8 protein-coding genes are annotated in these 13,638 nt (G+C 52.3%); 2 read left to right on the top strand and 6 right to left on the bottom strand.

What is annotated here, in order from left to right; all coding sequences use genetic code 11:
* Window positions 1-40: 40 nt before the first annotated feature.
* The 4 genes from SH573x_RS16480 to SH573x_RS16495 all read right to left on the bottom strand — a co-directional run bounded on the left by SH573x_RS16480 (window position 41) and on the right by SH573x_RS16495 (window position 5,404).
* Window positions 41-508: a GNAT family N-acetyltransferase gene (locus SH573x_RS16480; protein ID WP_479348710.1), complete on the bottom strand. Its 468-nt coding sequence runs from the start codon at window positions 506-508 to the stop codon at window positions 41-43.
* Window positions 509-558: 50 nt separating this feature from the next.
* On the bottom strand, window positions 559-2,424 hold the full coding sequence (locus SH573x_RS16485) for a sialate O-acetylesterase (protein WP_479348711.1): 1,866 nt from the start codon (window positions 2,422-2,424) through the stop codon (window positions 559-561).
* A 259-nt stretch (window positions 2,425-2,683) separates the two neighbouring features.
* A complete protein-coding gene (locus SH573x_RS16490; RefSeq protein ID WP_479348712.1) occupies window positions 2,684-3,412 on the bottom strand; it encodes an RNA polymerase sigma factor in 729 nt (242 codons plus the stop codon).
* 3 nt (window positions 3,413-3,415) lie between these two features.
* Complete coding sequence (locus SH573x_RS16495; RefSeq protein WP_479348714.1) at window positions 3,416-5,404, bottom strand: protein kinase domain-containing protein; 1,989 nt, start codon at window positions 5,402-5,404, stop codon at window positions 3,416-3,418.
* Between the two features lie 228 nt (window positions 5,405-5,632).
* On the opposite strand from SH573x_RS16495, the gene SH573x_RS16500 reads away from it, so the two are divergent.
* Together SH573x_RS16500 and SH573x_RS16505 are read left to right on the top strand one after the other, a co-directional pair.
* Window positions 5,633-6,763, top strand: coding sequence for a ligand-binding sensor domain-containing protein (locus SH573x_RS16500; RefSeq protein ID WP_479348715.1), 1,131 nt, complete (start codon window positions 5,633-5,635; stop codon window positions 6,761-6,763).
* Between the two features lie 248 nt (window positions 6,764-7,011).
* Complete coding sequence (locus SH573x_RS16505) at window positions 7,012-8,211, top strand: ligand-binding sensor domain-containing protein (RefSeq protein WP_479348716.1); 1,200 nt, start codon at window positions 7,012-7,014, stop codon at window positions 8,209-8,211.
* A 454-nt stretch (window positions 8,212-8,665) separates the two neighbouring features.
* Here SH573x_RS16505 and SH573x_RS16510 read toward each other — a convergent pair whose 3' ends face one another.
* Complete coding sequence (locus SH573x_RS16510; protein WP_479348717.1) at window positions 8,666-12,955, bottom strand: ELWxxDGT repeat protein; 4,290 nt, start codon at window positions 12,953-12,955, stop codon at window positions 8,666-8,668.
* A 319-nt stretch (window positions 12,956-13,274) separates the two neighbouring features.
* The gene (locus SH573x_RS16515) at window positions 13,275-13,535 is read right to left on the bottom strand and encodes a CBS domain-containing protein (protein ID WP_479348718.1); all 261 of its coding nucleotides are present in this window, start codon (window positions 13,533-13,535) and stop codon (window positions 13,275-13,277) included.
* Between the last annotated feature and the right edge of the window lie 103 nt (window positions 13,536-13,638).

Genomic DNA, 13,638 nt, shown 5'->3' on the forward strand with positions numbered 1-13,638 from the left:
CACATTTTTTTGCCAAAGCGCGAACACAACGGCAAGCCGTTCAGGTTTCATCTATTCGGGAAAACAAACGCTCGAAAACCACATACCCCGTTTCGCTAAAACCGAGGCGCCCGTAGCTTTCTCGAGCGGTATCGTTTTCCCGCTCCATGTAGAGGCGGATGCCGCAGCAATCTACATCCGCTTCACCGAGTTCTTTAATGTGCATGAAGAGAGCGCGGAACACGCCCTGGCTGCGAAAATGGGGATGCACATAGACACTCTGAATCCACCAGATCTCGCCGTTTCTCCAATCGCTCCATTCGAAAGTGTGCGCGGTTTGCCCTACGACTTCACCGTCGGTCTCAGCCACGAAATACCGTCCCCTGCTGGGTTCGGAAACGAAGCGTCTGACTCCGTTGGTAACCGTCACCAGGTCGAGTTCCCGTCCTTCAGTTTCACGGCAGAGCGCGATGTTGAAGTGGGTGATGATTTCCACGTCGGAGCAAACGGCCTGTCTGATCTCAATCATGGTTCATTTCCCAACGCATACTTGCACCTGAAACTTCTACTTCTGCTTGCTTATTGTTTGATGAGTTTTAGGTTCGCTTCGGCAAACGCTTTGCCCATCTGCGCAAAGATTTTGGCGCTGCCGAAGTAGTGGTAGCCGCCATTGGATGCGCCTTGAAGTGCCTCCCTGTCTTTGGGTGACAGGACTTCCTCCAATGCGAGGTCGAGCTTTTCCTGATCCGCTTTGGTGATTCCCTCAATCCATGCATCGAGCGCGGCATAATGTTCTGGGGAGTCGGGGGAGTATTGGTCATTGGCATAAACCGCCAAGACGTTCTTCCCTTTCTTCAAATATTGAGTCTGTTCTTTATCGAGGACGATGGATCTGTATTGCGGTTTATCCTGCCACCAAATGTAGGTGTGAATTTTGTGGCCATTCAAATAAACATGAAACCCTTGTCGCGCCAAAATCGCGATGCGGTAGGCAGCGTAGTCGAGGTTATCTACTTCGAAACTGGAACGCATGAGCAGGAATTCTTCTTTGCCCCATATGGATAAATAATTGTCCAACGTGATTCCGCTGTGGTTCCATACGCCCTTGCCGATAGGTGCTTTGCCTGCTGTCCATTGGCTGTCGTCGAAGTCAGGCTTATACCAATTCTCCATTCCGGCGGGCAGTGTGATGTCACGGAATCGCCTGTCGGTGAATTCGTCCAGTTTGTCCTGCGTTTCGGTGGCATCGACCGTGAAAAAATGCCAATTTCGCTCCTCTGGTAGAGGCTTGCCAATTGGCTTCCAGAACTTATCCCACTTCCGCTCCGTATCGAGCGTGCCATCTGCTTTTAATGTGCGAGCCGTGCCGACGATGTCGTTATACTCGCCCTGCTTAGGTTCTGCGGCTTCGATGACACGATCCCAAAAAGGCGCGGTGTCTACAGCCACCACATTGCCCTTGAACTCGGGCATGGCAGCCGGAGCGGCCATGGCTGTGCGGAAGTTGATGTTTCTCTCGCCATCAACACCGAGCACGCCGATAACGAATGGCATCTTCGGGGCGGAAAGGTCTTTGCGCACGTCGCGGATGAAGTGCGCCAAGAGGCGCGAGTATTCACCATACTCGCCATTGGGATAGGTCTGGCCATCAACGAGATCGTTGAAACCCTGGAGCCACACAAAACCGGCAATTTCGTAGCCGACTTTGGGATCATAAGCGGGGCAGACCCGAGCGGGATCTGCCAGCACTTTTTTCACGTGCTCAACCATCATGCGGTAAAACACACCTGAGGCGGCGTCCTTATCTTCTTGCCATTTCTTTCGATCCACAAGTTTGGGAATGCCGTGGGCACCCTGCGGATGTTTGTCCCACTGATCTTGAGTCTGCTTGGGCAGCTTATATCGCCCGGCACTCGGGGGACGAAATTCGGTGTTGAGCGACCTGCCGCCCCAAGCGGTCTTGATGATCAAGATGGGTTCCTTCAGCTCTTTCTCCATAGTGATACCGAAGGTGAACTCAGGCCCAATCTTTCCACCATCCTTGGTGGGTTGGTCGCCGCGTGCGCCAAAGCCTGCGGTCAATTTCCCCAAGCCTTCGCCATTCGAACTACCATCATAAGGCCCGGTCAAATAGGACATCCAGACCTTGTCACATACGCGAAGCGTTCCATCGGGATTGCGCATCTCCTTGAGCAAGTGTGCGGTGGCCGGATCTTTGCCGATGTAGTCAAAGGTGCGGATCTCCGCATGTCCCTCCATGTTCGATTGGCCAGCGAGGATAAATACCTTCAGTGGCTGGGCGAAGCAGTTCGGCGAATGGAAGCACAGCGCCGCGGCGAGGAAGAACTTTGGTTTCGTTTTCATCGTCCAGGCAATCACCAGCAATAAAACCGTACCAATCATTGTTCTCATGAAATAGTCTTCGTTGAATTTGTAGTTTGACATAATGACCGAAGGAGTTTGGTGCTGCGTTGCCTCCTCCTTCCGTCCATCAGATTGCAACGGTGATGAGCCATGAAGTTGAGCCCACCGTCGGCTTTGTGCGGGTCGGGGGCATAACAGACAGCTACCAATTGTAGCTGTAGCTGCCAATCGTGCCATCGACTATTCAGCGACGCTGTTGACGTCGCCGAAACCGATCATGTACTTGAGCAATCAGTAAACGCTAGGAATGGCTGAAAGAAGATTCTGACCACTGCTCGCACTAGTCAATGGAATCGCCGAGTTCCAGACGAAGGCGTTTGAGAACACGAGACTTAGCAACTCGAACGGCTCCGGGCAGCATTCCGAGATCATTCGCGACATCAGCCGTTTCACGCCCATCTACCACTACCATCCAAAATGCCTTCCACGACTGTTCTGAGAAGTTTACGCGGACATTGGAAAGCGCATGGCAGAGTGTTGAATCAACGATGGCCCGTTCGTTTGACGGGTCTGCGACGTGTATGGCGGAAGAGTGATTCGAAGCTGACCGTCGCTGAGTTGCGGCTGGAATTGTCTTCAGGAAATTCAAAGCGTCCGTTCCACCTATAGGTTTAGGTTCGAGCCCAGCATGGCGAAAATGGTCGTTCACTTTGTTTCTTGTTAAAGTCCTTAGCCAGCCGCGAAAGGTACCGTTTTCAATCGGGCGGAATTTATTGAGATTGCGAGCCAGGGCATGAAATACCTCTTGAAACACATCCTGCAAATCCGCGCGGGACAGGCCAGACTCCTGACACCAAAAGTAGACCAATGGTGAGTAGATGCTCACCAATCGCTCCCAAGCTGCAGGGTCTTGTCTGGTGGCTTGCGAGATCAGGCTAAGCGAAGTTCGATTCGGGTCTATGGCATCGCGATTTTCGTTGTGACCTGATGTGGTCATAGGTGAGTTTACGTAATTGCGCGTTAGGCTCGTCGTAGCATTGCGTTGTTCGTTGTCGCTAGTCGTTGTCATTATCTACGCTCCCAGCGTGTCGTTCGAACGGCGTTTTGCCGTCCAGAAAACAACCAGCGTCAAACCCGTCAACATCACTGCGATGCCAGCAATCAGATTGAACGCACTCCGGAGTCCCAATCGCGTGGATTCGATGTCTCGCGCTAACGGCCTGGTTATCGAAAGCACACCTGCTACGTCTCCTTCAACCCAGTCGCGTTTGGGGCTGGTCGGTTCCCTGTTATGGCATTCGACACAGCTCTGCTTCATGATTTGAGCTCGGGCGTATCGTAGCATTGGCTTGCCATCGACTTCGCCAAATTCATAGTAAGAACGACCATCAAGATTTTCCTCGATCACTTGACTTGTCACTACATCGCTTCTTTTGGAGATCTCTGTTCGACAGCCGAGACCTAGAGCTTGAATCGCTGTAGCTTCAAAATCGTTTTGAGGCCCGCAGTCATTTCGCCATGGATAATCGCTGTAAATTTTGACTTGCATGCCCGATTCGTTTTCCGTGATACGCCGCCCGGCGTCAATCATGAAGGTGAAAGGAAGCGGTAGCGCATTTTGTGTCGAGGCGTACTTGTGAGTAACAGGGATATGATTCTGATCGATTCGGCCAATCACACTTTCACTGTAGTAGTCGTTGATATCCTCCAGCATATTGGCCTCCATGCGAGTACTTTCCAAAGCCGTACTTTGAACGAAATGAGTCGTTAGCCAAGACAGGTATGCAAATCCACCGATTGAAACCAGTGGAGCCGCAACCAACAGACTTGCGGCCAATGGAAAGGCGCGACACCAGCGCCAGAGCTTCTCAGACCTACCCAATGGCCGCGCCTTGATCGGCTGGCGATGAGTAAACCTTCTCAAGTCTTCCGACATTTCCGCAGCTGATTGGTAACGCTGCGTTATAGATTTCGAAAGTGATTTAAGACAAATTGTTTCCAAATCGAGCGGAATGGCGGCTTTGAGTTTTCGCGGCGATCGCGGCTCGTCTTCCATCACTTGAAGTAACAACATGCGGTGATTGCCCTGAAAAGGAAGTTCACCAGTTAGCATTTGGTAAAGCATCACGCCCAAACTATAAACATCGCTTCGAGCATCGACATTGCGAGAGTCCCCGGAGGCTTGTTCGGGTGACATGTAGGCCGGCGTTCCCATGATTCGACCTAGGGATGTCATAGTCTCGTCAAAGTCGAGATCGCTTTTCGCCAAACCAAAATCCATCAAATGCGGCGTACCAAGTTGGTCAACTAAAACGTTGGAAGGTTTGACGTCACGATGGACGATTCCGTTTTCGTGAGCGTATTGCAGCGAATCACCAATCGCAGCAATCAAGTGGGCACTTTCTTCAAAACTCCATTCTTTGGACTTCAGTCTTTCTTCAAGAGACTCCCCGTCGACGTATTCGGTCACGAGATAACAGATATCTTCTTCAGAACGTATCGTATCGTAAACAGTCACGATTCCTGGATGCTTGAGTCGAGCGATGCTTTGGGCTTCGCGAACAAACCGCTCGACTTCCTCATTTGTCGCAAACGTGCCTGCGCGCTGTATTTTTAGGGCGACGAACCTATCGAGCTGCGTATCATGTGCCTTGAAGACATACCCAAACGAACCGACGCCGAGTTCGGAGAGCAATTCAAAACGTCCGAGTCGAACTGGGCCGCTCTTCAATCTATTTGCAAGTCGTCTACCCGCATCCAAGGAGACTGGAAGCGATAGAGGATCAATGGCCTGGCGAGCAGCTTTCAATAACTGTATGGGAACCAAGTTGGAGTGACGTTCATTCGTCGTGTTCAAGTCAGAAGCCTGAACCTTCAAAGCGCGAAGCTCGGCAACCAGCTCGGAATCGTCCAGTTTCGTAGTCGCGTCGACGATCATTCCGCACGACTCGCATTGGTCAATGTGTTTTGCCAAGTGCTCTAGTCTCGCATCGGTGAGGTCGCCATTGGCGAACGCGGTCAATTCGGCCACTTCGGGACAGGACGTTTCTTGATTCGGCATCTTATTCGAATTCCAAGTGTCTGCTCAGACCATTGTTGGTAACGGCGCAGTGCCAAACATACTAACGCAGCCCCGTTACAGGCTGGCATTCCCCTCGAGTTGCTGCCCAAGCCACGAATTTCCAGCTAACTGTAACGCAGCATCGTTAGGATGATTGTCCAGCAATCGTACCTACGGCGAAACGTTGATCAATGTTTGCCGGTAATGCCACTTAAGTTAGAGAAACACATGCGAATCCCGAAAAAACCCGAGAAGCGAGGGGTGTTACTGAATACTCCCGCTATGTTCCATCCGATCCGTCTGCTTCAAATCCAAGTCCTATTTGTATCGTTTTCGTGTGTAATGTTGCTGGATTGCCAGGCGCAAGAAGCGCCAACATTGTCGGCGCCAGGCAACATAAGCTCGCAACGAACACCACTGAATGAAGGCGATCCATCTCAACAACCTGATCCGCAACGGATCAGCGATTACATCCGCAGGATCTTCCAGGATAAAAATGGGCATCTATGGTTCGGTACCAATGGCGACGGAGTGTGTCGGTACGATGGAAAGTCGCTGGAGTACTTTTCGATCAAACAGGGCTTTGGGGGCGTTGCGGTTAGAGGGATCGTTGAAGATCAGAACGGCGACCTGCTATTCGGAACCGAACAAGGGGTCACCAGATATAACGGAAAAGCATTTACGAACTACACCGAAAAAGATGGCCTTGTCGGTAGCGATGTGTGGAGCATCACAGTCGACAACAAGGGCTTAGTTTGGATTGGAACGTTGGACGGAGTCAGCCGATTCGATGGAACATCGTTTAAGCCATTTGAACTTCCCGCTTCCGAACCAGATCCCTCACGAGGCGTCACCAGTGCGAAGATTGTTCACGCCATCTTACAAGACAGCCGCGGCAAAATGTGGTTTGCAACCAATGGCGGTGCATACATTTACGATGGGGAGTCCCTGTCTAACATCTCCGAGAAAGACGGCCTCTGTCACAATTCCTTGAACGATATCCTGGAAGACAAGAACGGCAATTTTTGGTTTGCGACTCATCATAATGGCGTTTGCCGCTGGGATGGCAAATCATTCAAGCACTTCACCGAGGCTGATGGCGTCATCGGCACAGAGGCGTGGAAACTGCACTTGGATCGATCAGGCAACGTCTGGTTTCCAATTGAGCACTCTGGAATATATCGCTATGACGGCAAGTCCTTCACCAATTTCAATCGGAAGGACGGACTCAACAGCGGTGCGATTCAGTGTTTTATGGAAGACCGGCAAGGTCGTTTCTGGATTGGCGGAGTGTTCGGACTCTTTCGATACGACGGGAAATCGATTTTCCCAGTGACTAAGAAAGGCCCGTGGAATTGATTCGTGAATTCTACGGCTCCATTGAGGTTCACTAGGGCTTTGCACTTCCATACACTCCAGAAGGATTACTTGTGTACAGATCTATCGTTGTTTCCACCATTCTTGTTGCCGCAACCACTGTGTGGCTGGGCGCGCAAGAACCGTTGCGTCTAAATGCTTTTCCACGTAGCGAATTTGCAGGCGAGTTTGCGAAGTCGATTCGGCCGCTGCTGGTGAAGTACTGCGCTGAGTGTCACGCGCCCAAAGCGATGGAAGGGCTCGATTTCCTTGAGGCCAACAGCGAATCGGATCTGGCGAAACTTCGGGGCGTTTACGCCGCCGTTGTCGAGCAGTTAGAAACTCGCATGATGCCACCAGCAAACGACGAACAACCATCTCAATCGGAACGAACAAGGATGACGGAATGGATCAGGAAAACTCTTGATCTGAAAAAGACCGATACCGACCGAATCGCTCAGTACGTAGTCGCAGCGCACGAGGACAAAAAAGGAAACCTTTGGTTTGGTACGATTGCAAAGGGAGCCGTTCGTTTCGATGGAAAAATGCTAACCTGGTTTTCGACCAAAGATGGATTGCCCAGTACCGTCGTCACGAGTTTTGCGGAAGACAAGGACGGAAATCTGTGGATGGGCACGCACGAAGGGATCTGCAAATTCGATGGCCAGACGATTACTCGATTGGGAAGCGCCGAGGGTTTGCCAGCAGTTGAACCCGGTGAACGCAGCGCCTTGCCTGCTGGCGGTGGCGGAGTTCGGGCAGACAGGGACGGAAACATCTGGGCCAACATGAATCATGGCGTTTATCGTCTCGACGGCAACAAGTTTGTTGAATTCAAAGTCCCGTTTGTCAAAAAGGAAACGGCGTCTTATGCCATCTTCAACGGTAGGCCGGCGATGAAACTTCACGACCGGGATGGCAACCTGTGGTTTGGCACCGACGGCTACGGTGCTTTCAAATTTGATGGAAAGACCTTTACACATTTCGGCAAGGAAGATGGCCTGTGCAGCAACACTGTTAACGGAATCCTGCAAGACCGGCAGGGGAATATTTGGTTCGCCTGTATGCAATCGTACCAGCCCAACATGACTGGAGACGGTGGCATCTGCCGTTTCGATGGAAACAAATTCACCTCATTTGCGGACATCAAAGGACTGAGCCAAAACGATATCTACACAATTTATGAAACCAGGGCTGGTGAACTTTGGATTGGCGCGACGCACGTTGGAGCGTATCGCCTTGACGGAGAAGAATTCACTCTATTCGATGAGACCGACCGGCCGCACTGGACCCGCTACTTTGGACTTCAGGCAATGCTGGAAGACCGCCACGGAACACTTTGGTGCGGCTTCTCAGGCGGGCTCTTTCGCTTCAATGGCAAATCGTTTACTAACGTCACCGAGGACAGTCTCCGAAACGCGAAAGCTTCACAGGACCGCAACCAACCATGACCAGAATGACTTTCGTCGCGAAGAGCGAATCGATGATGTGCAAATAAGCACGTGGACACGTCCAATTCGGGATTAGGGCACAAACAGGAATCGAGGATAGCGGTAGGCACACACCATAACCAACAAGGCTTAGTACGCCCTGACACGAAGAGTGATAGGTGGGGTCAGGTCTGCCCTTGGAATTGACTTGTGAATTTTACGGTTCTCATGTTGATTTCGTGCCCGCAAACTTCCAGGTAGTGCAGGCACGAAAACCACACGCTGCTCATTTCGTGCCCAAGTTCCCGTCGTTCATTTTGGCACCCATTTGACATTCTGTCATACAGGTGCCCCAGACCTCACCCCACTCTTTACCGCATTTCTTCAGTCGCTTTACTTTACATATAAAGTAATTGCTACGGGTTCAGGACATAGGTAACACTTTAGAGACCTGACCCCACTTTTCGCGTAGGTCTTACGTGAGCAGATCCACTAGCTCGCCACCTAAATCGGTAACTACATCGCTCAGCGCACGGAAGTACCAGTCCACTCCAGCGTCGCCGGTCAAAGTGTCGAGCGAACCGCCGTCATCCAGAACATTCGAATTGGCTACTAGTGATATCGAACTGGGACCCGTACCAGTGCGCAGGTTAGTCACGCGCGTCGAAAACGGAGATGCCGCACTCCATTTTCCGCGGATTGCAATCAAGCTGTCTACTGCTTTGTCGTGGTCAGTGCGCCCTGCGACCAATAGATCATCACCATCACCACCACTGAGCGTATCCAAGCCATTGCCCCCCAGCAGTGTGTCAAAGCCGGTTAAGCCCAACAGGGTGTCATTGCCGTCGTTACCCGCAAGCACGTTGTGGCCCGCATTGCCGGTGAGTGTATCGCTGCCACTGCCACCGATTGCATTCTCGATGGCCCCACCAGAGCTTAGCCGCAGCGTCCGATTTACCTGGACGTTTTGAACGGTGGCCAGACCCAAGTTCAGAGTCAAGTCGCTGGTGATCGATCCGAAGTCCAAGGTATCCACTCCCTGTCCGCCGATCTCATTGATCACATCGTTTTCTGCGGCGATGGGCTGGTCGAAAACATAGGCGTCATTGCCCGTCAGCCCAGCCAACGTGTCGCTACCTGATCGACCATTGAGTAGATTATGTTGACTGTTCCCGGTCAACAAATCATTTCCCATTCCGCCAATTAGTCCCTCGAAGCTATCAGAAGAACTGAGCATGATGGTGCGGTCGGAATGCACATTCTGAACAAGACTTGTGCCCAAATCGACTGTCAGATTTTGTACGATCGACGAGAAGTCCAACGTATCGAATCCCTCGTCACTGCTTTCCAATAGCGAATCGAAATCGGCGCTGGTCGTGGATGCGAAAATGTAGCGATCATCGTCTTGCCCACCATTGAGAACATCATTGCCAGCGCCGCCAGTCAGGCTGTCATCACCTGAGAATCCCAACAGCGTATCGTTACCATCTTGACCCAATAAGTTGTCATCTCCCGGACCACCATCGAGACGGTTGCTCAGCGCGTTGCCTTGCAAGGTATCATTGTTGTCTCCACCTTCGGCGTTCTCGAAGCTGGTAGCAGTGTTGAGCTTAACGAATGCCAGGTCTTGTGTTATCACTAACTGAAGGGTCTCGCTGGCCAGGTTCAACGACACAGGGTTCGTGTTTCCTGCAAAGCTAATCCAGTCGGTACCACCCACGGCTGTGTCATGATGTTCTTCTAGCGTAAGCACACCGCCGAAGTTCTCCATGAAGGAGTAAACGTCGTCACCGGCTCCACCGGCGATCGTTTGGACTTCCAAGTTCTGGTGCTGCAAGTTTGCACCATTAATCCGCTTGCTCAAGCTAGAGATTTCAATCACGTCCGCGGCCGCACTGGTTTCGATACGCAGCGTATCAGTGCCACTCAGTCCATCGATTTTTAAAGGCAACGAATACGGAAAAACGCCCAGAGTCTCGGCGGCTGCGACACCGGATGCCCGTGTTACCGTGACCTTGCCTTCGATGGCGGTGGAGTAACGCAGTACAAACTCGTCATTGCCGGTGGTGCCGGCCAACAGATCGTGGAAGAACAGTTCGGTTCCTTCAAAATCGGTTGTCGCCACCACGAAAAGCTTATGACCCACCATGGTCAACTGCCCCGGATTGCCGCTGCCGGTGCCGAGGAAGAAGTCTTCCGTGAGGACAGTTCCTGCCGACGTTCCATCACTCGTCCAGAGCTCATTTCCGTTGGTACCATTGTTAGCGCGGAAGTAGAGCCGACCAGCGACATTGATTATGGATGAAGGTAACGAACCAATAGCCCCTGCGCGTATGTCCCTCAGCATATTGGTGCCGGCTGCCGTACCATCTGTACGCCACAACTCGAATCCGTTCGTTCCATCGTTGGCTTGAAAATAGGTGACCCCATTCAGCTCGGCGAACGCGCTCGGAGAGGATGAGCCTGCACCGGGGTTAATGTCAGCGATGCGCGATGCCATCGCCGCGGAAGCACGCCACAGTTCCGTTCCATTGACTCCGTCGTTGGCTGAAAAAAACAACGCACCGTTGACGTTGGTTAAATTGCTAGGATTCGAACCGGCAATTCCCGGCGCAATGTCGAGTACTCGACTCACTATCAAGCCTTGGCTGGTCCATAGTTCGCGTCCGCTCAGTCCATCATCAGCCGTGAAATACAAATCGCCATTGACGTTCGTCAAGTTTACTGGAGTCGAATCACCACCGGAGCGAATATTCATAACCATAAAGGTACCTGCGAGCGTACCATTGCTCGTCCAGAGTTCGACACCATTGGTGCCATCATTGGCTGTGAAGTACAACCGACCGTCGACTACGGTCAAGTTACTGGGGTTAGAGCTGGCGGCCCCTGTACGGATGTCGCGGACAATCTGTGCGGTGTTGCCAACCAGTTTCCACAGCTCACGACCGCGCGAGCCATCGTCAGCCGTGAAGAACAAAGTCCCGTTGACATTGATCAAGTTGCCGGGTGACGAACTGGCACTGCCCGGTGCGATGCCTGCTGCCACTTGAGTACCAGCGCTAGTGCCATCTGACTTCCATAATTCAATGCCGCCTAAAATTGTGCTGGCGGCGAAATACAGGGTACCATTCACATTGGTCAGGCCGGAGATGTTGCTGCTGGTGATGCCCGGTACAAGATCTAGAACCCGGCTCGTGCCTGCTGCCGATCCATCGCTCTTCCATAGTTCGATACCGCTGGAACCATCGTTGGCGGTAAAGAACAAGGTGCCACTAACATTGGTCAGCTGCAACGGTGATGAGCTGTTGGCGATCGTGGGCTTAACACGTGTCGTGGTCTCCGGCAAACCAGTGCTCTTCCACAGTTCGGCGCCATGGACCATATCATTGGCAGTAAACATTAACGTACCATTGAAGTCCGCCAGGTTGCGCGGATTGGAACCGTTACCTCGCGGCGCGATCTCGCGCACAACGTTCGCACCTCCAATAGGATTAACGACCCACACCTCGGCTCCACTATTAGTACTGGTTGCCGTGAGAAACAGGGTTGAGTTCACGAAGATCAGCTCAGCCGGATTCGAGCCGACCGCACCGCCCCTGATGTCGGCGTGCAGAGTGGTTGAGGCAGAGGTCCCCAAGCTCCGCCAGAGTTCGACGCCGTTTGTACCATCGTTGGCCGCAAAGTAAACCGCATTGCCGATCGTCGCCAAATGACTGGGCATCGAGTCCAACCCACCAGCGCGAATGTTACGGACCATAACGGTTCCTGCCGCCGTACCATTGCTCTTCCAAAGTTCAAAGCCGTTCGTGCCATCGTTGGCTGTGAAGTACAGTACAGACTGTCCGGCCGTAAGATTAAACGGACTGGAAGGGTTGGCACCGGGGCGAATCTCTTTCACCAGCACTGTACCGGCAGTCGTGCCGTCTGTTTTCCACAGCTCGCGACCTTGTGTGCTGGTCACTGCTCCAAAGAAGACATTGGAACCAAGACGTGTCAAATCGCTCGGGTCGGAACTGCCCGTGGCGTGAATGTTTCTGAGTAGAACAGTACCTGCGGCCGTGCCATTGCTCCTCCATATCTCACGACTCCATGTGCCATTGGTGGCAGCAAAAATGAGCGTGCCATTAAGATTGGTCAGATACTCTGGATTCGAGCTGGTGACCCCAGTGTAAATATCGCGCACGAGCACCGTACCGGCCGTCGTCCCATCGCTTTTCCAAAGCTCGCGCCCGCCACCACTGCCGTCCTTAGTGGCAGCAAAAAACAGGGTTCCGTTGACGTTGGTCAAATTGGTCGGAGCCGAACTGATATAGTTACCCCCGGTATAGAGTGATACGGCCTGAATATCGCGAACCATGATCGTGCCTGCGGCCGTACCATCGCTCCTCCAGAGCTCGTTGCCGTAGGTACCGTCATTGGCACTGAAAAACAAAGTTCCAGCGACGTTAGTCAGCTGGCTAATGTTCGATGAGGCGGTACCAAAGCGAATGTCTTTGACCATGGTCGTACCGGCCGGCGTGCCATCCGTTTTCCATAGTTCATCGCCATGCTGGCCGTTGTCAGCCACAAAATAACCAGTCGACCCCACCATGGTCACGCGACTGGGATTAGCCGTCAAAAGAGTGGGCATTGCGTTGATGTCTTCGACCAGGTCGAAGTCGATCGCCAATAACCTGCGTGATTCACAAGTTTCAAACCCCAGCTTTCGCCTGCGACCATTGTTCGTGACTTTGGGGCAAGCATAGTGTGGCCAGCGCATTTTCATTTTGGTGCAATGCCAATTAGGACTTCGTATGGATTGAGAAGACTCTGGTACCTTTTCCGTTTTACTGATGCCCGATCGGCACAACTTTGTTACATGAACTTTGAAAAATGGGGGCAGATCTGGGGCAGATCTAGACCTGCCCCCAATTCTCAAGGTTGCTACCGAAGACGATCAACAAACATCCGCTAAATCAAAACCTATTAGGAACTTATCCAATTCCTGAACCCACTCACTTGCGTATTCCGCTTTGACATCAGCTAGTTCGCCAAGTCTCCACCGCAGCAGTTAGCCAACTCACCTCCGGAACGACCGTGGCCTTCTATTCTTTCGGGGATCTTTCGGATGTTGGAGCACGAAATCGCGATCGCTCGCGGGCCATTCGTTGCATTTCGGGATGCGCATCATGTTCGCCGACGATTGGCTTACCAAGTAAATACTCTATGACGTCTTCGAGGGTTACTACGCCGACAACATACCGATTCGCGTCATGGACGACCGCGAGATGCTGCCGTTCGGCCATCAAGCGATCCAACAGTTGATGGCCGCCCCAACTCTCCGGTACAAACAAAGTCGGCCGCATCAACTGGCCAATCGTTTGGTCAGAATCGTTTCGAACAAAGTGAGTCCCTGAAGCACCAAGTCCTGAAAGCTAACAATGCCCACGACCTGATCATTGCTAGTGA

This window comes from Rania fehmarnensis, assembly GCF_056494185.1.